This is a genomic window from Pseudomonas sp. FME51, assembly GCF_014897305.1.
In genome coordinates this window covers 19,836-43,191 of sequence record NZ_JABUYN010000010.1, presented here as the reverse complement: position 1 = coordinate 43,191, position 23,356 = coordinate 19,836, and the positions used below count along the sequence as shown (strand labels likewise).

The window sequence follows — 23,356 nt, the reverse complement described above, 5'->3', positions numbered from 1 at the left end:
CGCCATTCGGCAATCTGACGTTCCAAGAACAGGAGATAGGTGCGCCGTCGTGCGCGTCTTCTACGAGATTTCTGACGCATTCGAGAGCGTCGTACTCTTGCCATGTTGCTTTTGCCTTGTTGCCAATGATGAATGGTTACCCGAGGGGGCGGGGGCTTGAAGTGTACCCTGCGGGAGCTGCCCGCAGGGTGTGGCACTCTTAACGCTCCTTGATCTCCCGCACGTCTTCCTGTTGAATCTGATTGTCGCGCCCACTGTGATCTTCATATTCAATCATGCCAGTATCATCATCGATTTCCGGTTTCTCGTCTGCCTCGATGATCTGCCCATCGCTGGTACGGATAAGGTGATCGTTGGAGCAGCCGGCCAAAGCAAACATGCCGGTGATGCAAAACACGGCAATTAACCAGTTTTTCATGTCGTAATCCTCTTGTTTGCGTCATTTATCAGCAGGTACAGAAATTGTGACAAGAATTCTGACAGGCCGGTTCCGCTTGATTTCTGAGGGTATAGGAAATGACGAATATCAGCGGGGGGGGCGGCGCGCCCAGCGGCGTCATGGCACCATCGCGCTTGAGAAGGTACAAGAAAACATCCAGATCGGCCCTTCATTCGCTTACGCTGCATTGTTCCGTTGACCATGAATGGGCAACGGGGGATAGCTTGCAACAGGACGCAGTCATGGGCGTCGAGATCAGATAGGATTGAGGGGTATCCGTGCCGCTCCAGTTAGCTGGAGCGCTGCACAAATGATGCGAGGATTAGGTGTGAGCCTTATTTCACAAGGTTTCCGTGTTGGGGATTTGACGATGACGGTGCGGTCGATCAGCACGGGTGTGGAATTCACGGGTGCTCCTTCAAATTAACCTTGCATCAGTCGCTGCACCGCTGCTGGAACAGGCGTTTCACCCTGGGTCAGTTCGATGATGATGCGGTTGACCTGCGGCGTATCGATCAGCTCGGTGAGGACGGCTGCCACATCACTGCGCGCCACGTCACCATAAGGAATTGCAGCACCGACGCGCACGTTACCAGCGCCAGCCTCGTCCACCAGAGTGCCGGGGCGCAAGATGATCCAATTCAGATCAGACTCGGCCAGATGTACATCGGCGAGTTTTTTCACTTTCATATAGTTCTCGAAGCGTTCAGGCATTTGCTTGTCCCGGCCTGCCTCGGGAAAGGCGGATACCAGCAGGAAACGCCGAATGCCTGCCTGTTTGGCGGCTGCGACAGCCAGTTCCAGCCCGCGACCATCGATGGCGTTGGTCATCTCCATCCCACCCTTGCCGCCTGCTCCTGCCGAGAATACCACCGCATCGCTGTCTGCCATCAGGCGAGCCAGTGCCGCGGCATCAAGCTCAAGCAGATCGCCGATGACGGACGTACCACCCAGATCATTCAGGTCGGCGGCCTGTTCCGGGTTACGGTGCAGGGCCATGGGCTGGTGTCCTCGTTCCGCCAGCTTCGAGATCAGATGCCGACCGATCTTACCGGCCGCTCCAATGATAAAGACCTTGCTCATAGTGTGGGGTCCTGTTGAGGTGAAGGAGAGTTTCATTGATGCCGACATTCTATAAGAAACCCCGCACAAGGCGGGGTTTCTTCACTGATTACGGATAATCAGATTTCGGTCACCGGAATGCTTGCCGCTGCTTTCTGGTAGGACTCGATTTCGTTGAAGTTCATGTAGCGGTAGACCTCGGCAGACATGCTGTTGAGATCCGCTGCGTAGTCCATGTACTCCTCAACGCTCGGCAGGCGGCCAAGGATGGCCGCAACCGAGGCCAGTTCAGCAGAGGCCAGGAAGACGTCGGCGCCATCACCCAGACGGTTCGGGAAGTTCCGTGTGGAGGTGGAGACGGCAGTCGACTTGGCGGCGATACGTGCCTGGTTACCCATGCACAGCGAGCAGCCGGGCATTTCCAGGCGAGCACCGGCCTTGCCGTAGATGCCGTAGTAGCCTTCTTCAGTGAGCATCCACTGATCCATCTTGGTCGGCGGAGCCAGCCACAGACGGGTCGGCAGAGCGTCCTTGTTCTTCTCCAGCAGTTTGCCGGCGGCACGGAAGTGACCGATGTTGGTCATGCACGAACCGATGAAGACTTCGTCGATCTTGCGGCCGACAACGTCGGACAGCAAACGAGCGTCGTCAGGATCGTTCGGCGCACACAGGATCGGCTCATTGATGTCCGCCAGGTCGATCTCGATGACTTCCGAGTACTCGGCATCGGCGTCAGCTTGCATCAGCTCCGGGTTGGCCAGCCAGGCTTCCATGGCCTGAGCACGGCGCTCCAGGGTGCGGGCGTCATCGTAGCCTTCAGCGATCATCCAGCGCAGCAGGGTGATGTTGGACTTCAGGTACTCAGCGATGACGTCTTCCGGCAGCTTGATGGTACAGCCAGCGGCGGAGCGCTCAGCAGAGGCGTCGGATAGTTCGAAAGCCTGTTCAACAGTCAGGTCGTTCAGACCTTCGATTTCGAGAATGCGGCCGGAGAAGATGTTCTTCTTGCCTTTTTTCTCGACGGTCAGCAGGCCTTTCTGAATAGCGTAGTAAGGGATCGCATGCACCAGATCACGCAGGGTGATGCCAGGCTGCATTTTGCCCTTGAAGCGCACCAGTACCGATTCCGGCATATCCAGCGGCATGACGCCAGTGGCTGCGGCAAAAGCAACCAGGCCTGAACCAGCCGGGAAGGAAATACCCATCGGGAAGCGGGTGTGCGAGTCACCACCGGTGCCGACAGTGTCGGGCAGCAGCATGCGGTTCAGCCAGCTGTGGATGATGCCGTCACCCGGACGCAGCGCAACACCACCACGGTTGTGGATGAAGTCGGGCAGGGTGTGGTGGGTGTTGACGTCGATCGGCTTCGGATAGGCCGCAGTGTGGCAGAACGACTGCATTACCAGGTCGGCGGAGAAGCCAAGGCAAGCCAGGTCTTTCAGCTCGTCACGGGTCATCGGGCCGGTGGTGTCCTGTGAACCGACGGTGGTCATCTTGGGTTCGCAGTAGGTGCCGGGACGAACGCCCTCGACGCCACAGGCTTTACCAACCATCTTCTGTGCCAGGGTGAAACCTTTGCTGCTCGCAGCCGGAACGTCGGGCTTGCGGAACAGGTCGGAACCGCTCAGGCCCAGCTCAATACGAGCCTTCTCGGTCAGACCGCGGCCGATGATCAGCGGAATACGGCCACCGGCGCGTACTTCGTCGAGCAGAACCTGAGTCTTCAGTTCGAAGGTGGTGATGACTTCGTCAGTGCCGTGCTTGCAGACTTTGCCTTCGTACGGGTAGACGTCGATGGCGTCACCCATGTTCAGGTCGTTGCAGTCGAACTCGATCGGCAGGGCGCCAGCGTCTTCCATGGTGTTGTAGAAGATCGGGGCGATCTTGGTACCGAAGCAGAAACCACCGGCGCGCTTGTTCGGCACGTTGGGGATGTCGTCACCGAAGAACCACAGCACCGAGTTGGTGGCGGATTTGCGCGAAGAACCGGTACCGACCACGTCACCAACATAGGCAACGGGCAGACCTTTGGCCTTCATGGCTTCGATCTGCTGCAGCGGACCGGTAACGCCAGGCTCGACCGGCTCGATCCCGTCGCGAGCCATTTTCAGCATGGCCAGGGCGTGCAGAGGGATGTCGGGGCGCGACCAGGCATCCGGAGCAGGGGACAGATCGTCAGTGTTGGTTTCGCCAGGAACCTTGAATACGGTCAGGCTGATCTTTTTTTCTACAGCAGGGCGGTTGGTGAACCACTCGCCATCGGCCCAGGACTGCAGAACGGCTTTGGCGTGCGGGTTGCCATTTTTTGCGCGCTCGGCAACGTCGTGGAAGGCGTCGAACATCAGCAAGGTGTGCTTGAGTTGCTCGGCGGCGGTTGCTGCCAGCTCCTCGTTATCCAGCAGTTCCACCAGAGTGGCGATGTTGTAACCACCCTGCATGGTGCCCAGCAGTTCGACGGCGCGGACTTTGCTCAGCAGCGGGGAGGTGGCTTCACCTTTGGCGACTGCAGACAGGAATGCGGCTTTGACGTAAGCGGCTTCATCCACTCCCGCTGGAATGCGGTTGGTGAGCAGATCAAGCAGGAATTCTTCTTCACCGGCCGGCGGGTTTTTCAGAAGATCAACCAGACCAGCGGTTTGTTCGGCATTAAGCGGCTGAGGCACGACGCCTTGTGCGGCGCGTTCTTCAACGTGTTTGCGATAGGCTTCAAGCACAATAATTACCCTCATCAGTCTGTTCCGTTTGTGACGGAACGGTCATCCTCACGGACCTGGGATGCCGACAATAGCGCAGGGTGCAAGCGCAGGCCCGATCTGGTGGGGGCAACCTGGTGTACTGGGGTAACAGAATACGGGTTGCGGGCAAACGCCTGGACACAGCTCTTACGGCGGTCCGGATTCTACAGCAAGAGGCGGGTAAAGTTAAGGTGAGCGATGTTTCAAGCCGGGTCTTGGCTGGTTTGACAGCCAATAGTCGAGGTGATTGGTGGCCTGCCATAAGTCGGCAGGCCACTTCCTGTCATTTTTCCAGCAACTCCTCCAGATGGGCAATCATGTCGTCGGGCTTGAGCACCAGAACATCCCCGCTCAACTGATCCAGCACAACCTCGGCGGTATTGCCGATCAGGGCACCGGAAATGCCCGTTCGGGCGACGGTACCGATAACCGTGACGCTGGCACCAACTTCATGGGCCACTTTGGGAATCAGGGTGTCAGCTGGGCCCTCGTCAATGTGCAGATTGGCTTCGCTGATGTTGTATTCATCGCGGTAGCGTGCGGCCTTGTCGACGTAGATCTTGACGATATTCTCGCGAAGTTGGTAAACCGGGTTGGCGGCCGAGAGCATGGGGGCAGGGTGCGCGCTGATCAGGTGCATCTGACCATTGATCATGTCGGCGATGTCCGCTGCATGGCTGACGATAGTGTCATGCAATACATGGTGCTGATCGTCGTGGTTGCCCAGGTCAACCGCAGCCAACACGCTGCCATGCATCCAGGAGGCGCTATTCTTGACCAGCAGCACCGGGGCCGGGCAATGCCGCAACAGCTTCCAGTCGTCCGGTGTCAGCAAGGCTTTCTTCAGGGGGTTGTCCGGCAGGTGCTGCTTGATAACCAGGCCGCAGCCTTCCGCCACCAGTGTCCGAACAATGGTATCGGTCAGGTTGGAGTGCCATGCCTGGGTGTAATCGGCCTTGATGCCAGCCGCCTCCAGCCCGGCACATAATTCTGCCAGCACTGGCTTGTAGTCTTGACGGTTCTCGCAGACCAGCAGGTGCAGCTCGGCGCCAATAAAGGCAGCAATCAGCCTTGATCGGACCAGCGCCACGTTGTCTTCCCTGGTCGGGTCAATCACAACCAGCATTCTTTTGATGGCTTGCATGGCCTTCTCCCTTGATAAACAAAGCATCGTGTTGCCGTACACCTATCAATGTAGACGGTTTTTTTTGTTATGCCGTTGACGTGGGTCAACATCCTTTGCGCAGATCTGACAGGCGCAGGTGGATATCCGTATAATCACCGGTTGACCAATCTGACTGCGTGAAGACATGACACTCCCCGACGAATTGCTCGCCTTCCTGCGGCGCGCTACTCCCGATGCCTGGGTGCAACAGGCGCTGCAGCATCCTGAAGAGCTGCTGATCGACCATGCCAACTGTGAAAAGAAGGCGGCCTCCACGGCGCTGAATCTCATGTTTCGTTATATCGACAAGCCGGATCTGCTGCGGAAGATGTCGCGCCTGGCGCGCGAGGAGCTGCGTCACTTTGAGCAGGTTATTGCGCTGATGGGTAAGCGCGGAATAGCCTATCGAGGCCTGTCCGCCAGCCATTACGCTCAACGGCTGCGCCAGCATGTGCGCACGGTGGAGCCGGGGCGGTTGGTGGATACGCTGATCGTCGGCGCCTTCATTGAGGCGCGTTCCTGCGAGCGCTTTGCCAAGCTGGCACCGCATCTGGATGCCGAGCTGGGCGATTTCTATCGATCACTGCTCAAGTCCGAGGCTCGTCATTATCAGGATTACCTCAAGCTCGCCCGCGACTATGCAGATGAGTCGATAGATGAACGGGTTGCGTTTTTTGCCGAGGTGGAATCCCAGGCCATCATTGAAAACGACACGGAATTCCGCTTTCACAGCGGTGCCATTGATTCGGCCGCCTGATCTGTCGCTATACTGCGGGCAGATGAATTGGCGGAGGTGATCCATGGCAGTGCGTAGGGGATTCAACAGCGGGTTGTGTCTGTCGGCAACGCTTGTGCTGGCACTGCTGGGCGTCAGTAGTCCGAGCCTGGCGGCCGGCGGGGCTTGTGAGCGCATCGTCGTTACCGGCAATGCCCAGTATCCCCCGGTGCTCTGGGCCGACCCCGATGATTCCAAGCGGCTGATCGGCGCCGCAGTGGAGTTGCTGGAAAATGCCCTCGAAGGTAGCGGTATTCACGTTGATGTATTGAATGTCGGCCCTTGGGCGCGCGCGCAGGAAGAAGTGCGCAGTGGTCGGGTTGATATGCTCGCCGGCGCCTTTCTGACGCCGGGTCGTCTGGCCGAGATGGATTATATCTATCCGCCCTACATGGAGGTGCCGAGCGTCATCTTCGTCAAGCGTGGCAAGGCATTTCCTTACAGCGGCTGGGGTGATCTGCGCGGCAAGCGCGGCAGTTCACTGGTCAACAACAGCTTCGGCGCGGCCTTTGATACCTATGCCGCAGATCACCTTGAGATCAGTGCTGTCCCTTCAATCGAGCAATCCTTTGAGCTGCTGCTGCGCGATCGTGCCGATTACGTTGTCTATGAGCGGCATCAGGGTCTGGCTCTGGCGGCGCAGATGAATATTCTTGAACAGCTGGATGTGCTTGAAGGCTCGTTGATCAACGAGCCGCTGCATTACACCGTATCCCATAACTCGGCCTGCAACTCTCCCGCCCTGCGCGCGGCGCTGGCGCAAGGTATGCATCGGATGGTCAGGCAGGGCGAGCCACGCAGGCTGCTGGAGAAATACCGCGAAATCTGGCGCGAGCAATTCGCTCCGATAGCGCAGGAAGAGCCTGCGCTGGAGTAAGGCGGGCTGAATCAGCCTTCAGCCTGAGCCGAGGCTTCCCTTTCCTTGTTCATTTTCCGTTCGAGCTGTTGTGACAGCTCAATGATCTGCTCGCGCATCCAGCGGTTGGCAGGGTCTTGGTCGGTGCTCTCGTGCCAGAACAGGTGAGTCTGGATCGGCGGAATATCGTCAATCGGCAATTTCACCCAATGAAGATTGTGGCGCAGAGCGAAGCGTTCGCTGACGGTCATTACCATGTCCGTTGATTCCAGAACCAGCGGGGCCATCTGATAATGCTGCGAGCGCAGCACCACGCGGCGCTGAATACCCATCTTGCCCAGTGCCAGATCCACATGTCCCAAACCGTTGCGGCGGCTGGAGATGTGAATGTGTGACTGCGCCAGATAGTCATCCAGGGTAATTTTGTCTTTTCCAGCCAGCGGGTGCCCTTTACGCATGATGCATACATAACGGTCTTCGAACAGTTTGACGTGGCGCACCTGGGTGTCGGTATTCAGGGGGGCGTCTATGGCAAAGTCCAGCCGGCCCGCGGCCAGTTCCTTGGTGGTTTCCCGGCGACGAGTGAGAAAACTGTCGATGGTGATGCTCGGCGCCAGACGCCGGATACGAGCAGCAAGGTGTGGCAGGATCACGGCCTCGGTGAGGTCAGTCATGCTGATCCGGTAGGTCTTGTTGGCCTGGTCGGGGTTGAAGCTACGGCTTTCCTGCACGGAAACGCGCAGCAGCTGCAAGGCATGCCGCACTGGCGTGATGATGTTCTGGGCCATCGGTGTGGGCACCATGCCCTGGGCGGTACGGACGAACAGCGGGTCATTGAAGGTATCGCGCAGTCTGGCCAACGCATTGCTCACTGCTGGCTGGGTAATACCGACGATCTGTCCGGCTCGGGTCAGGTTCGCTTCGGTATAGATAGCGTCAAACACAATGAACAGGTTCAGGTCTACTTTACTGAGGTTCATCGCAGCATCATCCTTCATTTGGCTCGTTTATAGGCTCTTATAGGCGCGGTCGAGTATATATAACTTATGAATCTTTATACACGCGGAAAATAGATTAGATAAATCTGCCTGTCTCATCTACCTTTTTTGTACCCCAGATACATACGCACAACAAAATCAGAAAAGGCGCATAAATATGGATTTCGGATACTCCCCCAAGGTCAAACAGTTGCGTGAGCGGGTTGATGCGTTCATGCAGGAGCATGTATTTCCGGCGGAAGCGACATTCCACCAGCAGGTCAATGAGGGTGACCGCTGGCAGCCCACCGCGATTGTCGAAGAGCTCAAGGAAAAGGCACGAGCCGCCGATTTGTGGAATCTCTTTTTACCCGAGTCCGAGTTGGGTGCTGGATTGACCAATCTGGAGTACGCACCGCTGGCCGAGCTGATGGGCCGCTCTGGCCTGGCATCGGAGGCATTCAACTGCAGCGCGCCGGATACTGGCAATATGGAAGTGCTGGTGCGGTACGGCAGTGAAGAACACAAGAAGGAATGGCTGGAGCCACTGCTGGCCGGTGAAATTCGCTCGTGTTTCGGTATGACCGAGCCGGGCGTGGCGTCTTCTGATGCGACCAATATGCAGGCCAATGCACGCCGAGAAGGGGATGAGTGGGTCATCAATGGGCGTAAATGGTGGACCTCCGGCGCCTGTGATCCGCGATGCAAGGTCATGATTTTCATGGGGCTGACCAATCCTGACGCGCCGCGCCATCAGCAGCACTCGATGATACTGGTGCCGATGGATGCGCCGGGCCTGAAAGTCCTGCGCCCGCTGCCGGTTTTCGGTTATGACGACGCACCCCACGGCCACGCCGAAGTGCTGCTGGAGAATGTCCGCGTACCTTACAGCAATGTACTGCTGGGTGAGGGCAGGGGGTTCGAGATTGCTCAAGGGCGCCTTGGGCCGGGCCGTATTCACCACTGCATGCGCTCGATTGGCGCGGCAGAGCGTGCGCTGGAACTGATGTGTCGGCGTTCAGTGGAGCGTGAAGCCTTCGGTCGTCGCCTGGCTCAGTTGGGCGGTAATATCGATTTGATTGCCGAGTCGCGCATCGAGATCAACCAGGCGCGTCTGCTGACGTTGAACGCTGCCTACATGATGGATACCGTGGGTAACAAGATCGCCAAGAGCGAAATCGCACAGATCAAGGTCGCGGCACCTAACGTGGCTTTGCGAGTAATCGATCGGGCGATCCAGATGCATGGAGGGGCTGGGGTGTCGGAGGATACGCCGTTGGCACACATGTATGCCATGCAGAGAACGTTGCGTCTGGCGGATGGTCCGGATGAGGTGCACCGCGCATCGATCGGCAAGATTGAGCTGGGTCGTTACATGGCGCGCTGATTCAGCCGCTCTTCCATAGACAGCCGTGTGCAAGCTGCCGTGTTTGCACACGGTTTTTGCGTTCTGGGGCTGCTGGAAGGCTCTGCCGGGTCAACCGGCGCCCCTGACAAGAAAGTCGGGGCGTTGCGGATGGGCGTCCGTGATTAACGGGCGCGGTAGGTGATACGGCCTTTGGTCAGGTCGTAAGGCGTCAATTCAACGCGCACCTTGTCACCGGTCAGGATGCGGATGTAGTTTTTGCGCATCTTGCCTGAAATGTGGGCAGTCACTACGTGGCCGTTTTCCAACTCAACACGGAACATGGTGTTGGGCAGGGTGTCCACGATGGTGCCTTCCATTTCAATACTGTCTTCTTTCGCCATTAAGCAAAGGCCTCTCAATTTGTTGCAAAGCGGGCCGTCAGGATGAGGGCTCGCAAAAAAGGTGAGCAATTGTGCCTTAAAAGCCGGCAACAGCCAAGTTATGACTGGTATTTTTACCTGGGTCTGGTTACGTAACCGGGATCCAGCGCTGGTTGACCAACATTTCCAGCGGACGATACTCGGTTTTGTAGTTCATCTTCTGGCAGTTTCTGATCCAGTACCCGAGATAGACTGCCGGCAGATTCGCCTGCCGAGCCTGTTCCACCTGCCATAGAATAGCGTAACGACCCAGGCTGCGACGGGCTTCGTCCGGATCAAAGAAGGTGTACACGGCGGACAGCCCGTTGTGCATGCGGTCGGTGACTGCGACAGCCAGCAGACGGCCGTCCAGGCGGAATTCGTTGAACTCGCAGAACGCATCCTCACTCACCAGGAACGAACGAAACTGTTCTCGGCTCGGCGGGTACATGTCGCCGTCACTGTGGCGGGCGGTTATGTAGCGGGCATACAGTTGGTAGATTTCATCACTTATTGCTGGCCGGGTAGTGCGCATCTGGAGATCCCGGTTACGCTTGAGAATGCGTTTCTGCTGCGAGCTTGGCGTGAAAACAGCCACCGGGATACGTGCAGGAATGCAGGCCCCGCACTGGGCGCAGTGTGGTCGGTACAGGTGCTCCCCGCTGCGGCGAAAGCCCAGCTCGGACAGCTTGCCGTAGGTGGCTATATCAATAGCCTGATGCGGGTCGAGAAACAGTGTCACCGCCTGTTCGCCGGGCAGGTAGCTGCAGGGGTGCGGCTGCGTTGCATAGAATTTCAGGTGCGCCAGATCAGTCATGGGGATCGCTCTGGAAGGTACGCCCCCCAGTATAGAAGCTGCGCCGGCAGCATCAATGCTCTGACTGCCTGGGCATTGCCCGCCAGCAGGTCGGAACCTGTTCATTGCAGAGCTCGCTCAATGCGGCGACAAAGTCATTTCGGGAAATTGCATGGGCGCCGAAGCTTTCAAGGTGATCGGTCGGCATCTGACAGTCAATCAACTCGCAGCCGCGTTCCTGAAGGTGACGAGCCAAGGCGATAAAGCCGGTTTTCGAGGCATTGTCGCGGCGGCTGAACATGGACTCGCCGAAAAACACCTTACCGAGGGCAACGCCATACAGCCCGCCAACCAGTTCATCGCCATCCCATACCTCTACCGAGTGGGCTACATCCCATTGATGTAATTGCATATAGGCATGTTGCATCTCGGGGGTGATCCAGGTGGCATCGGTGTAATCGCGTGGTTCGGCGCAGGCGCGGATCACGGCGGCAAAGTCTCGGTCGAAGGTGACGATGTAATCGGTCTTGCGCAAAAACTTACCCATGCTGCGCGAGACATGCAGCGAGGAGGGGAGAAGCACCGTTCGCGGATCGGGAGACCACCAGAGCAACGGCTGTCCCTCTTCGTACCAGGGGAAGATACCCTGTCGGTAGGCTGCCATCAGTCGAGCGGGAGCCAGATCTCCGCCCACGGCAAGCAAGCCATTGGGGTTGGCGAGCGCTTCGTTGGATGGGGGGAAATCCAGGCTGTCCGGATCCAGCCACATCAGTTCGGTCATTCCAAATCCTGTGCGGTTCTCATTTTCAGATCAATGGATCTGTTAAAAGGTTTATCAAGAAGAAGCGTTAAGTTATTGTCTCTAATCAAGATAGTTCCCGTTATTGGAGGAACGCAACCCATCTTTACAGGTCAATTCAACTGAACTTTGCAGAACCTGTACAATAGGCAGCTGAATCATGACGGAAGCCAGAGCGTTGAAGGATACCCGATCTCACAAAGGCCAGCACTTTGCCTGGCAAGAGCAACTCAGCCTGCGCCTGCGCGAAGGAGCGCTGCTGGGCATGATCGCGCTATGCCTGTATCTGTGCATGGCGCTGTTTACCCACAACGTTGGCGACCCCGGCTGGACCCGCAGCAGCGGTGAGCTGGCTGTGGAGAATGCCGGTGGGCGGATGGGCGCCTGGATCGCCGACGTGCTGCTGTTCATGCTGGGTTACCTGGCCTATCTGTTCCCCCTGATTGTAGCCGTCAAGGTATGGCAGATGTTCCGTCGGCGACACTTGCCGTTTGTCTGGAATGGCTGGCTGTTTTCCTGGCGACTGATCGGTTTTGTACTCACCTTGCTGGCTGGCACGGCACTGGCTGCTCTGCACGGGACAGCCCCCGAGGGTTTCCCGGAGGGGGCTGGTGCGGGCGGGGCGCTGGGTCAATTGTTGCGCGAGATGGCCTATCCGGTATTGAACATGCAGGGCAGCACGTTGGTGTTCCTGACGCTGTTTCTGTTCGGCCTGACCGTATTCACCAATCTGTCCTGGTTCAGGGTCATGGACCTTGCGGGCCGCATCACTCTGGATCTGTTCGATCTGTTCAGGCAGGCGTGGGCTGGATGGCGCGTGCGCAGAGCGGAAAATCGCTCTGCGTCATTACGCCCGGAGCCGGCGGCGCGGCGTGAGCCGAGCGTTGCTGCGGAAGAGAAGCGCCAGGCCGAGGCCTCGCGAAGCCGGCGTCAGGAGTCACTGACCAAACATGTCGCCGCTCAGGAGAAGCGTCAGCCGCCGGTAATAGAGCCGCTGGATACCAAGCCGGTACAAGCCAGCGTACGCACCCAGAAGGAGCGACAGACGCCCTTGAGCTTTGAGCCTGTGGTGCCTGGCTCGTTGCCGCCCATCGCGCTGCTCGACCCGCCGAGCAAGATCAGCAAGGGCTTCTCGCCTGAATCTCTGGAAGGGATGTCCCGTCTGCTGGAGATCAAGCTCAAGGATTTCGGTGTTGAGGCTGAAGTGGAGAAGGTTCAGCCGGGCCCGGTCATTACCCGTTTCGAAATTCAGCCTGCGCCTGGGGTCAAGGTCAGCAAGATTTCCAACCTGGCCAAGGATCTGGCGCGTTCTCTGGCCGTGATCAGCGTACGGGTGGTAGAGGTCATCCCTGGCAAGACCACCGTCGGTATCGAGATCCCCAACGAGGATCGCGAGATTGTCCGGTTGTCGGAAGTATTGCAGACCCGCGAGTTCGATGAGGCGCAATCGCCGGTCACTCTGGCGCTGGGGCACGATATCGGCGGCAAGCCTGTGCTCGCCGACCTGGCCAAGATGCCGCATTTGCTGGTGGCCGGTACTACCGGCTCGGGTAAGTCGGTTGGGGTCAACGCCATGCTGTTGAGCATTCTGTTCAAGTCCCACCCTGAAGAGGTGCGCTTGATCATGATCGACCCGAAGATGTTGGAATTGTCGATCTACGAAGGTATTCCGCATCTGTTGTGTCCGGTGGTTACCGACATGAAGGAGGCTGCCAATTCGCTGCGCTGGTGCGTGGCCGAGATGGAGCGCCGCTACAAGCTGATGGCGGCCATGGGCGTGCGCAACCTGGCCGGCTTCAATCGCAAGGTCAAGGACGCCCAGAAGGCCGGCGAGCCGCTGACTGATCCGCTGTTCCGGCGTGAAAGTATGGATGACATACCACCAGAGTTGCAGACTCTGCCGGTGATTGTGGTGGTGATCGATGAGTTCGCCGACATGATGATGATCGTCGGCAAGAAGGTCGAAGAGCTGATTGCCCGTATCGCACAGAAAGCCCGTGCCGCCGGTATTCACCTCATTCTGGCAACTCAGCGCCCGTCGGTGGATGTGATCACCGGTCTGATCAAGGCCAACATTCCTACGCGTATGGCGTTCCAGGTATCCAGCAAAATCGACTCGCGAACCATTCTGGACCAGGGCGGCGCCGAGCAGCTGCTTGGTCATGGCGATATGCTCTACATGCCGCCGGGCACCAGTTTGCCGGTACGGGTGCACGGCGCCTTCGTTTCCGATGAAGAGGTGCACCGTCTGGTGGATGAATGGAAGCTGCGTGGTGAACCGGATTACATTCAGGACATTCTTGACGGTGCCGATGACGGCGGCGCGGGAAGCTTTGACGGTGGCAGCATGGGTAGCGATGGTGAAGAGGAAGACGCACTGTACGATGAGGCAGTGCGATTCGTCACCGAAAGTCGTCGTGCGTCCATCTCGGCAGTTCAGCGCAAGCTCAAGATTGGTTACAACCGAGCAGCGCGCATGATTGAATCCATGGAAATGGCCGGTGTCGTAACATCGATGAATACCAATGGCTCGCGCGAAGTGCTCGCGCCGCCTCCCGTACGTGACTAGTGGAGTAATGGCTCGAAAATGATCAGCAAACTACTGCGTTCCACCCTGGCTGCCGTATGCCTCGCTGCGCTGCCCCTGGCCGTCATGGCGGACGACCAGGCTCGCGCGGCCGAACGACTGAACGAACTGCTGTCCCAGACCCGTACCATGACCGGTGGCTTCTCGCAGATGACGCTCAGTTCCAACGGCGCCAACTTGCAGGAAACCACCGGTACCCTGGCGCTCAAGCGCCCCGGCATGTTTCGCTGGCATACTGACCCGCCGCTGGAGCAGCTGCTGATCTCCGATGGCGAGCAGATGTGGCTGTATGACCCGGACCTTGAGCAGGTCACCATCCAGAAGATGGACAAGCGCCTCAGCCATACCCCAGCGCTGTTGTTGTCAGGTGACGTCAGCCAGCTGCAGCAGAATTTCACTATCGAATGGACCGAGGGCGGCAACGTGCAGGATTTCACTCTGACACCCAGAGAACCTGATTCCATGTTCGATCACCTGCGGATCTCCTTCACCGATGGCATGATCAACGATATGCAGATGAATGACCCTATCGGTCAGCGCACCAACATCCTGTTCCGCAATATCGAACTGAACCAACCGCTGGATGAGAAGCAGTTTACCTTCGTTGTGCCGTCCGGGGTCGATGTCATCAGTGAGTGATATGGACCTGTTTGCCAATCCCGCGCGCCATCAACCGCTGGCGGCGCGCATGCGGCCTGCGAGTCTCGATGAGTATGCCGGCCAGCAACATCTGCTTGGTCAGGGCCGCCCTTTGCGGGTTGCGCTGGAGCAGGGCGCACTGCATTCGATGATTTTCTGGGGGCCGCCGGGCGTGGGCAAGACCACCTTGGCGAAGCTGCTGGCAACACTTGCCGATGCGCACTTCGTGACTATCTCGGCGGTGCTGGCTGGGGTCAAGGATATCCGTCTGGCCGTGGATCAGGCCCGTCAACATGCCGCGCAGAACGGCCGTCAGACCATACTCTTCGTCGACGAAGTGCACCGCTTCAATAAGGCGCAGCAGGATGCCTTCCTGCCGTTCGTCGAAGATGGCACCTTGCTGTTCATCGGCGCCACCACCGAGAACCCTTCCTTCGAGTTGAATAACGCCCTGTTGTCCCGGGCACGCGTTTACGTGCTCAAATCGCTGGATGAACAGGCGCTGGGCGCCTTGCTCGACCGGGCGCTGACGGATGTCGAACGCGGTCTGGGAGCCCATCGTCTCGATATCACTCCGGAGGCGCGCACCGTGCTGATTGGCGCCGCCGATGGCGATGCGCGCCGAGTGCTTAACTTGCTGGAGATCGCCGCTGACCTGGTGGCGGACGGTGGAACCATCGATATTGAGCTGGTCGGTGACCTGCTGAATGACAACCGCCGGCGTTTCGACAAGGGTGGAGAAGCCTTTTACGACCAGATGTCGGCCTTGCACAAGTCCGTACGCGGGTCTGACCCGGATGCATCGCTGTACTGGTTTGCGCGCATGATCGATGGCGGCTGTGATCCGCTGTATATCGCCCGGCGCGTGGTGCGTATGGCCAGTGAGGATATCGGCAACGCCGACCCCCGTGCGTTGACACTGTGTCTCAGTGCCTGGGATGTACAGGAGCGCCTCGGCAGTCCGGAAGGGGAACTGGCGATTGCACAGGCCCTTGCCTACCTGGCCTGCGCGCCGAAGAGTAATGCGGTCTACAAAGGCTTCAAGATGGCCCTGCAGGATGTCGCAGGACAGCCATCGCTGGAGCCGCCGCTGCACCTGCGCAACGCACCGACCAAACTGATGAAGGAGCTGGGCTACGGCCAGGCTTACCGTTATGCCCACGATGAGCCAGAGGCGTATGCCGCCGGCGAGGATTATTTCCCTGAAGAACTGCAACCGCGCCGCTATTACCAGCCGGTCAAGCGCGGGCTGGAACTGAAGATCGGCCAGAAGCTGGAGTACCTGCGCGGGCTGGATGCCGCCAGCTCGAACAAGCGCAGAAAGCAACCATGATGCAGACAGTGCTGGTCATTGCCCTGGGTGGTGCGCTGGGCGCACTGTCCCGAGTTGGCCTGGCATCGGGCGTGCAATTGCTGTGGCCTGGCACATTCCCGCTGGCGACCTTCATCATCAACCTGCTCGGATGCCTGGCGATAGGTATACTATATGGCCTGTGGCTGAACCGCCCGGAGCTGTCGCCGCTGTTGCAACAAGGTCTGATGATCGGCTTCCTTGGCGCTTTCACCACCTTTTCCACCTTCTCTCTGGACGCCTGGCGTCTGCTGGAGAATGGCCAGAGCCTGTTGGCTCTGGGATATGTCCTGCTCAGTGTGTGTCTTTGTCTGATCGCCACCTGGGCCGGCCTGATGCTGACTCGATAGTCGCCAGGCTGCCACCCGCAACCATAAGATGATGCCCGATGCTTGATCCAAAACTGGTCCGTAGCCAACCCCAACTGATTGCTGAACGTCTTGCCACTCGCGGATTTGAACTGGACGTGAGTCTGCTCGAGTCCCTGGAGGCACGCCGCAAGTCGGTGCAGACCCGCACTGAAAGTCTGCAGGCCGAACGCAACAGCCGCTCCAAGTCGATCGGGCAGGCCAAGGCCCGTGGTGAGGATATCCAGCCGCTGCTGGCGGATGTCGATCGTATGGGCGAGGAACTGAACGCCGCCAAGCAGGAGTTGGACGGCATTCAGACCGAACTCGATAACATCTTGCTGAACATCCCCAACCTGCCGGATGACAGCGTACCGGTCGGTCTGAGCGAAGAGGATAACGTCGAGGTGCGCAAATGGGGCACGCCGCAACAGTTCGACTTCGAGGTCAAAGACCACGTCGCCATCGGTGAGCTGCACGGGTATCTGGATTTCGAGACTGCTGCCAAGTTGTCCGGCGCGCGTTTTGCGCTGATGCGCGGGCCTGTCGCCCGACTGCATCGTGCGTTAGCCCAGTTCATGCTGGATCTGCACATCAATGAACATGGTTATGAAGAGTTCTACACACCTTACCTGGTGCAGGCCGACGCACTGCTGGGTACCGGTCAGCTACCCAAGTTCGAAGAAGACCTGTTCAAGGTGCCGCGCGGCGGCGACCAGCGCGATCTCTATCTGATTCCTACTGCAGAAGTGTCACTGACCAATATCGTCAGTCAGAGTATCCTCGATGCCAGCAGCCTGCCAGTGAAGATGACCGCGCATACGCCGTGTTTTCGCAGTGAAGCCGGCTCTGCCGGACGTGACACCCGCGGCATGATTCGTCAGCACCAGTTCGACAAGGTAGAGATGGTGCAGATCGTGCGTCCGGATGATTCCATGCGCGCTCTGGAAGAGCTTACCGGTCATGCTGAAGACGTGCTGCAACGTCTCGGTCTGCCGTACCGTGCACTGGCATTGTGCACTGGGGATATGGGGTTTGGTGCAGTGAAGACCTACGACCTGGAAGTATGGATTCCCAGCCAGAACAAATACCGCGAGATTTCCTCCTGTTCCAGCTGTGGCGACTTCCAGGCGCGGCGCATGCAGACCCGTTGGCGCAACCCGGAAACCGGCAAGCCAGAACTGGCACACACCTTGAATGGTTCCGGGCTGGCAGTTGGCCGCACACTGGTTGCCGTGCTGGAAAACTACCAGCAGGCTGACGGCAGCGTGATCGTGCCGGAAGTGCTGCGTGGCTATATGGGTGGGCTTGAGCGGATCGGCTGAGGGCGGTAGCAGAACGGCCTTTTGCAAGAGCCTTTGACCCGCCTGATGCCGGATATGGTTTTTGTGGGAGCGGTTATGGCCTCTCCACACGGGCCGCTCCCGAAGAATATGTGAGCGTGTTCGTAGTTCGTCGAGAATCTCGCGTGTCGCTACCCAGAGGGGTAAATATGGATTTTCTGCCACTGTTTCATAACCTGCGTGGACGCCTGGTACTGGTGGTCGGCGGGGGTGACATAGCACTGCGTAAGGCTCGACTGTTGAATGAAGCCGGCGCACGGTTGCGCGTGGTTGCACCGGAGATCGAGCCGCAACTGCTTGAGCTGCTCGAACAGCAGGCCGGCGAAGGGGTGTTGCAGGGCTATCAGCCAGCGTACCTCGATGGCGTACAACTGGTCATCGCTGCCACCGATGATGACGCGCTCAACGCTCAAGTGTCCCGTGATGCCCAGGCGCGCAGCCTGCCGGTGAATGCGGTTGATGCCCCCGAACACTGTACTGTCATCTTTCCTGCCATTGTCGATCGCTCACCCTTGGTGGTGGCAATCTCCAGTGGCGGTCACGCACCGGTATTGGCGCGTCTGACCCGGGCGCGTATCGAAACGCTGTTCCCCCATTCCTGGGGACGTCTGGCGCAGTTGGCCCAACGTTTTCGGGCCCAGGTCAAGGCCGCTTTCCCGACCATCAATCAACGCCGGGTATTCTGGGAAGATGCCTTTCAGGGCGATATCGCCGAGCGGGTCTTCGCTGGGCGTGATGCCGAAGCCGAGCAACTGCTGATCGAGCGTCTGCAGGAGCAGAAGGGCCAATCCTACCGGGGCGAGGTCTATCTGGTCGGTGCCGGGCCGGGTGATCCGGACCTGTTGACCTTCCGCGCACTGCGTCTGATGCAGCAGGCCGATGTGGTGCTGCATGATCGGCTGGTGCCGGATACCATCATCGATCTGTGCCGGCGTGACGCGGACCGTATCTATGTGGGCAAGGCCCGCGCCGATCATGCGGTACCCCAGGAGCAGATCAACCAGTTACTGGTAAGGTTGGCTAAGGAGGGCAAGCGGGTGCTGCGGCTGAAGGGCGGCGATCCCTTCATCTTCGGCCGGGGTGGCGAGGAGATAGAAGAGCTGGCCGCCAATGACATTCCCTTTCAGGTGGTACCGGGTATCACCGCCGCCAACGGCTGTTCCGCCTATGCCGGTATACCGCTGACCCACCGCGACCACGCCCAATCGGTGCGCTTTGTTACCGGCCACCTCAAGGACGGCAGCACCAATCTGCCCTGGCAGGAGCTGGTGGTACCGGGGCAGACGGTGGTGTTCTACATGGGGCTGGTTGGGCTGCCGGTGATCTGCGAGCAATTGATCCAGCATGGCCGGGCTCCAACCACGCCCATCGCACTGATCCAGCAGGGCACCACATCCAGCCAGATGGTGCTGACCGGTACACTGGCCAGTATGCCGGCATTGGTCGAGCAGACTGAAATCAAGCCGCCGACCCTGCTGATCGTTGGTGAGGTGGTGAGTCTGCGCGACAAGTTGAAATGGTTCGACACACCAGAACAAGGCTGATCCGGAGAGCATATGGCACGCAAGTTGGTAGTCAGGCGCGGGGCCAAGGTCGGGGCACCGCCCGGGACACTGGTGCATATCGGCAAGCACAAGCCGGACAGCGCGGCCATCCGCCTGATCGGCTATACCCCTGACGAGCTGTCCGAATCGGTCATCGAGGATTTGGATAGCTATGCCAGGGAGACAGACGCCGAGCGCATCCTCTGGCTCAATGTCGATGGTGTCAGCGACGCCGTAATAGTGGAAAAGCTCGGGGCGCTGTTCGAACTGCATCCATTGGTGATGGAAGACATCCTCAATACCGACCAGCGGCCCAAGGTGGAAGATTATCAGGGCTATCTCTATATCGTGCTGCGCATGCTGCAGTCCGACCAGGGGCGGCAGCAGATTCATTCCGAGCAGCTGAGCCTGGTGCTGGGGCCGAATTTTGTTCTGTCATTCCAGGAGCGCCCGGGCGATGTATTCGAGGGAGTGCGCGAACGGCTGCGGGCCGGCCGGCGTATCCGTTTCATGCGCACCGATTATCTCGCCTACGCGCTGCTGGATGCAGTGGTGGATCATTATTTCGAAATGCTGGAATACATCGGCGAGCAGGTCGAGGCGCTGGAAGACCAGTTGATCGACGCACCCGGCCCCGACACCCTGGCGCGCATCCATCACTACAAACGGGAGATGCTGTTGTTGCGCAAGTCGATCTGGCCATTGCGCGAAGTGCTCAGCCGGTTGAGCAGAGACGAAGGCACGCTGATTTCCGAAGAAACCCGGCTCTACCTGCGCGATGTCTATGACCATGCCATCCATGTTATGGACAGCATCGACACCATTCGCGAACTACTGGTCAGCATGCTCGATCTGTATCTATCCAGTATCAGCAAACGCATGAACGAAATCATGAAGGTGCTGACGATCTTCGCCACCCTGTTCATGCCACTGACCTTCATCGTCGGGGTATACGGCATGAATTTCGATGTAATGCCGGAATTACGCTGGCGTTGGGGCTACCCAGCGGTGATGGCCTTGATGCTGGTGATCGTTGTCGGTCTGCTGGTATTCTTTCGCAGGCGACGCTGGATCTGACGCGAGACAGTTGCACCAGGCGACCCCAGCGTCCGATTCAGGATTGCACCTGATATGCAGCTTCGCTTCTAATCATGGGCTATATTGCATTGGCCATGAACAAATAAAAACAAGGAGCATGGGATGAGCGCAGTATTGGTATTGGCGGTAGGACTGATTCTGATGGCGTTGGGATATTTCATCTATTCCAAATTCATCGCCGAGAAGATATTCCGTCTGGATCCGAACTTTCGTACGCCTGCTCATGAGCTGGAAGACGGCGTCGATTTTGTGCCCACCAACAAGTACGTTCTCTGGGGCCATCATTTCACCTCGGTGGCGGGGGCTGCGCCCATTGTCGGGCCGGCCATCGCGGTCATCTGGGGGTGGGCGCCGGCGTTTCTCTGGGTGGTCTTCGGTACCATCTTCTTCGCTGGCGTGCACGATGCCGGGGCCATCTGGGCGAGTGTCCGCAACAAGGCCCGCTCCGTCGGATCGCTGACCGGTGATGTGGTCGGCAAGCGGGCACGCAGCATATTCATGATCGTCATCTTCCTGTTGCTGCTGATGGTTAACGCGGTATTCGCCGTGGTGATCGCCAACCTGATGATGTCCTTCCCTTCGGCAGTCGTGCCGGTGTGGGGCGCGATTATCGTGGCGCTGGTTATCGGACAACTGATCTATCGGCGCAAGATTGGTCTGATCACGGTATCGGTCGTCGGCGTGGCGGCCTTGTATGGTCTGATTCTGCTCGGGCCGTCAGTGCCGGTTCAGATGCCAGCTGAGGTCGCTGGCATGTCTGGTAACGCCGTCTGGATCCTGCTGCTGTTCCTCTATGCCGGTGTCGCCTCGGTATTGCCAGTGTGGATGCTGCTGCAACCCCGAGACTACATTAACGGCCTGCAACTGTTCGTCGGGCTGCTGATTCTGTATGCCGCTATCGTGCTGCTCAACCCGAGCATGATCGCGCCGATGTTCAACGACAACGTGCCGGCCGGTACGCCATCCATTCTTCCGCTGCTGTTTGTGACCATTGCCTGTGGTGCCATCTCCGGCTTCCACGGTCTGGTTTCGTCAGGCACTACCTCCAAGCAGCTTAACCGCGAGACCGATGCTCGTTTCGTTGGTTATTTCGGTGCGGTGGGCGAGGGCATGCTGGCCCTGGCGGCGATTCTGGTGGCTTCGGCCGGATTTGCCTCGCTGGCAGACTGGGAGGCCATGTATTCCGCGTTCGGCCAGGGCGGGGTGACTGCATTCGTGCAGGGCGGTGCCTATATTATCTCCAACGCCATGGGGGTATCCGATGTGCTGGCGGCCACCATGCTGACAGTGATGGCTGCGCTGTTCGCCGGCACTACCATGGATACTGGCCTGCGCCTGCAGCGCTACATATTCCAGGAGTGGGGTGATATCTACAATATCGAGTGGATGAAGAAGGGGCTGCCGGCGACCATCCTGGCGATTGCTTCCTGCCTGTTGCTGGCCTTTGGCGCCGGTGGCGCAGATGGCTCCGGCGGCATGCTGATCTGGCCCCTGTTCGGCACCACCAACCAGTTACTGGCGGGCCTGACGCTGTTAGTCATCACCGTGATGCTGGTCCACCTGCGTCGACCGATCAGGTATACCCTGGTGCCCCTGTGCTTCGTGTTGGTAATGACGGTCATCGCGCTGGTGCTCCAGGTGCGGACCTTCTACGAGCAGGGCAACTACTTCCTGCTGGCCCTGGACCTGGTGGTGCTGGTCGCGTCGATCCTGGTCGCCATGGAATGCGTCTCGGCGCTCAAGCGGCACCGCGCCATTGCGGCGCAGGAGCAGCCGTGACCACAGGCCGGGAGCCGAAGCAGCGGGGCTGGCTTGACCAGGCCCGCTTCTTCCTCGAGGAGGCCTACAGCAGCCGCTATCGGGGCGCGATTGCCCGGGCTCGACGCGATGAGGATGACCTGTTCATGCTGCTGGTCTTTGCCGAGATGATGGGTGTGCCGAACCCGGCCGCCTATTACACACTGGAGCTGCAGCCATTCTTGCTGGAACGCTTCCACGACTGGCACCGGCGCATGGGCATGGAACATTCGCCGCTGGATCACTTTCGTTGCTGTTGAGAGAATCCCATGTTTGATCTGTTGAGCCGTAGGCTGGTCTGGGTCGGCGGCAAGGGTGGCGTGGGCAAGACCACGGTGTCGGCTGCGCTGGCGGTACTCGCCGCCGAGCGCGGTCGGCGTTGCCTGGTGGTGTCCACCGACCCGGCCCACAGCCTCGGTGACGTCTTCGCCCGTGAACTGGACGACAAGCCACGCCGCATACTGCCGAATCTGGACGCCATGGAAATCGATCCGGATGCCGAGGTCGATAGCCACCTCAAGCGGGTAATGGAGCAGATGAAGGGCTTTGCCGCCCCGGAAATGCTCGGCGAACTCAAGCGGCAGATGCAATTAACGCGGCAGTCCCCGGGTACTCAGGAAGCGGCATTGCTGGAGCGCATTGCCCGGTTGATCAATGACCCGGACAGCGCATATGACCTGATCATTTTCGACACCGCGCCCATCGGTCATACACTGCGCCTGTTGTCATTGCCCGAAGCCATGGCCGCTTGGACCGATGGCCTGCTGTCACACAATCGCAAATCTGCCGAGCTGGGCAAGGTATTGCAGCACCTGACGCCAAAAGCGGGGCGCGATATCGCCACGCCCTTTGACGATCCGGAGCAGGATTCGCTGAGTACCGTGGACCGGCGATCACGGGATGTCGCCAGAACCCTGATGAACCGTCGTCGGCTGTTTCACCAGGCGCGGCGCAAGCTGGAAGATCCTGCGATCAGTGGTTTTTTGTTCGTAATGACGCCCGAGCGGCTGCCCATTCTGGAAACCGTACGGGCAGTTGCTACGCTCGCGGAAGTGGGCATTCCCGTCGTTGCGACACTGGTCAATCGGGTCATTCCCGAGCAGGCCGATGGCGACTTTCTGCGCCGCCGCCGCGAGCAGGAAGCAGTGTATCTGCAGCGCATTGATACCGAACTGAGCCAACTGCCCCGTCCGCGCTTGCCCTGGCTGGAAACCGATGTCCAGGGGCTGGAAATACTGCAGTCGATCGCCCAGCGTCTGGCGGCGCTGGGCTTCTGAGT

21 protein-coding genes are annotated in these 23,356 nt (G+C 58.8%); 13 read left to right on the top strand and 8 right to left on the bottom strand.

Features of this window, described 5'->3' with window-relative positions; translation table 11 throughout:
* Positions 1-199 precede the first annotated feature (199 nt).
* From INT39_RS16545 to INT39_RS16530, 4 genes are all read right to left on the bottom strand, one after another.
* Positions 200-418 (bottom strand): YgdI/YgdR family lipoprotein, encoded by a 219-nt coding sequence (locus INT39_RS16545; protein ID WP_193075108.1) that lies wholly within the window; start codon positions 416-418, stop codon positions 200-202.
* A gap of 444 nt (positions 419-862) precedes the next feature.
* Positions 863-1,522 carry an SDR family oxidoreductase gene (locus INT39_RS16540; protein ID WP_193075107.1) on the bottom strand — a complete coding sequence of 220 codons (660 nt, stop codon included), beginning with the start codon at positions 1,520-1,522 and terminating at the stop codon, positions 863-865.
* A 98-nt stretch (positions 1,523-1,620) separates the two neighbouring features.
* Positions 1,621-4,215: a bifunctional aconitate hydratase 2/2-methylisocitrate dehydratase gene (gene acnB / locus INT39_RS16535; RefSeq protein WP_193075218.1), complete on the bottom strand. Its 2,595-nt coding sequence runs from the start codon at positions 4,213-4,215 to the stop codon at positions 1,621-1,623.
* 304 nt (positions 4,216-4,519) lie between these two features.
* The gene (locus INT39_RS16530; protein ID WP_193075106.1) at positions 4,520-5,380 is read right to left on the bottom strand and encodes a universal stress protein; all 861 of its coding nucleotides are present in this window, start codon (positions 5,378-5,380) and stop codon (positions 4,520-4,522) included.
* A gap of 166 nt (positions 5,381-5,546) precedes the next feature.
* On the opposite strand from INT39_RS16530, the gene INT39_RS16525 reads away from it, so the two are divergent.
* Both INT39_RS16525 and INT39_RS16520 read left to right on the top strand, forming a co-directional pair.
* Complete coding sequence (locus INT39_RS16525; RefSeq protein ID WP_193075105.1) at positions 5,547-6,158, top strand: tRNA-(ms[2]io[6]A)-hydroxylase; 612 nt, start codon at positions 5,547-5,549, stop codon at positions 6,156-6,158.
* Positions 6,159-6,201: 43 nt separating this feature from the next.
* On the top strand, positions 6,202-7,053 hold the full coding sequence (locus INT39_RS16520) for a substrate-binding periplasmic protein (protein ID WP_193075104.1): 852 nt from the start codon (positions 6,202-6,204) through the stop codon (positions 7,051-7,053).
* A gap of 11 nt (positions 7,054-7,064) precedes the next feature.
* On the opposite strand, the gene INT39_RS16515 is transcribed toward INT39_RS16520, so the two are convergent.
* Positions 7,065-8,012: a LysR family transcriptional regulator gene (locus INT39_RS16515; RefSeq protein ID WP_193075103.1), complete on the bottom strand. Its 948-nt coding sequence runs from the start codon at positions 8,010-8,012 to the stop codon at positions 7,065-7,067.
* Between the two features lie 175 nt (positions 8,013-8,187).
* On the opposite strand from INT39_RS16515, the gene INT39_RS16510 reads away from it, so the two are divergent.
* Positions 8,188-9,396 carry an acyl-CoA dehydrogenase gene (locus INT39_RS16510; protein WP_193075102.1) on the top strand — a complete coding sequence of 403 codons (1,209 nt, stop codon included), beginning with the start codon at positions 8,188-8,190 and terminating at the stop codon, positions 9,394-9,396.
* A 143-nt stretch (positions 9,397-9,539) separates the two neighbouring features.
* Here the strand turns inward: INT39_RS16510 and infA are convergent, their stop codons facing one another.
* The 3 genes from infA to aat all read right to left on the bottom strand — a co-directional run bounded on the left by infA (position 9,540) and on the right by aat (position 11,353).
* Positions 9,540-9,758, bottom strand: a complete 219-nt coding sequence (gene infA, locus INT39_RS16505) for a translation initiation factor IF-1 (protein WP_036989719.1) — start codon at positions 9,756-9,758, stop codon at positions 9,540-9,542.
* A gap of 127 nt (positions 9,759-9,885) precedes the next feature.
* Positions 9,886-10,593 carry an arginyltransferase gene (locus INT39_RS16500; protein ID WP_193075217.1) on the bottom strand — a complete coding sequence of 236 codons (708 nt, stop codon included), beginning with the start codon at positions 10,591-10,593 and terminating at the stop codon, positions 9,886-9,888.
* A gap of 52 nt (positions 10,594-10,645) precedes the next feature.
* On the bottom strand, positions 10,646-11,353 hold the full coding sequence (gene aat, locus INT39_RS16495; protein WP_193075101.1) for a leucyl/phenylalanyl-tRNA--protein transferase: 708 nt from the start codon (positions 11,351-11,353) through the stop codon (positions 10,646-10,648).
* Positions 11,354-11,531: 178 nt separating this feature from the next.
* Between aat and INT39_RS16490 the strand changes: the two genes are divergently transcribed.
* The 10 genes from INT39_RS16490 (at position 11,532) to INT39_RS16445 (ending at position 23,354) form a co-directional block, all read left to right on the top strand.
* Entirely contained in the window at positions 11,532-13,940 is a 2,409-nt protein-coding gene (locus INT39_RS16490; protein WP_193075100.1) for a DNA translocase FtsK, read from the top strand.
* A gap of 18 nt (positions 13,941-13,958) precedes the next feature.
* Positions 13,959-14,597 (top strand): outer membrane lipoprotein chaperone LolA, encoded by a 639-nt coding sequence (gene lolA, locus INT39_RS16485; RefSeq protein ID WP_193075099.1) that lies wholly within the window; start codon positions 13,959-13,961, stop codon positions 14,595-14,597.
* Between the two features lies 1 nt (position 14,598).
* The gene (locus INT39_RS16480) at positions 14,599-15,930 is read left to right on the top strand and encodes a replication-associated recombination protein A (protein WP_193075216.1); all 1,332 of its coding nucleotides are present in this window, start codon (positions 14,599-14,601) and stop codon (positions 15,928-15,930) included.
* Positions 15,927-16,298, top strand: coding sequence for a fluoride efflux transporter CrcB (gene crcB, locus INT39_RS16475; RefSeq protein ID WP_193075098.1), 372 nt, complete (start codon positions 15,927-15,929; stop codon positions 16,296-16,298). The genes INT39_RS16480 and crcB overlap by 4 nt, the downstream gene beginning before the upstream one ends.
* A 38-nt stretch (positions 16,299-16,336) precedes the next feature.
* The gene (serS, locus tag INT39_RS16470) at positions 16,337-17,620 is read left to right on the top strand and encodes a serine--tRNA ligase (RefSeq protein WP_193075097.1); all 1,284 of its coding nucleotides are present in this window, start codon (positions 16,337-16,339) and stop codon (positions 17,618-17,620) included.
* A 167-nt stretch (positions 17,621-17,787) separates the two neighbouring features.
* Positions 17,788-19,182: a siroheme synthase CysG gene (gene cysG, locus INT39_RS16465; RefSeq protein ID WP_193075096.1), complete on the top strand. Its 1,395-nt coding sequence runs from the start codon at positions 17,788-17,790 to the stop codon at positions 19,180-19,182.
* Between the two features lie 12 nt (positions 19,183-19,194).
* Positions 19,195-20,259, top strand: coding sequence for a magnesium/cobalt transporter CorA (gene corA, locus INT39_RS16460; RefSeq protein ID WP_193075095.1), 1,065 nt, complete (start codon positions 19,195-19,197; stop codon positions 20,257-20,259).
* 123 nt (positions 20,260-20,382) lie between these two features.
* Positions 20,383-22,059, top strand: coding sequence for a carbon starvation protein A (locus INT39_RS16455; RefSeq protein ID WP_193075094.1), 1,677 nt, complete (start codon positions 20,383-20,385; stop codon positions 22,057-22,059).
* A complete protein-coding gene (locus INT39_RS16450) occupies positions 22,056-22,337 on the top strand; it encodes a cory-CC-star protein (protein WP_193075093.1) in 282 nt (93 codons plus the stop codon). Before INT39_RS16455 ends, INT39_RS16450 begins: the two co-directional genes overlap by 4 nt.
* 9 nt (positions 22,338-22,346) lie before the next feature.
* Complete coding sequence (locus INT39_RS16445; RefSeq protein ID WP_193075092.1) at positions 22,347-23,354, top strand: ArsA family ATPase; 1,008 nt, start codon at positions 22,347-22,349, stop codon at positions 23,352-23,354.
* Positions 23,355-23,356 lie beyond the last annotated feature (2 nt).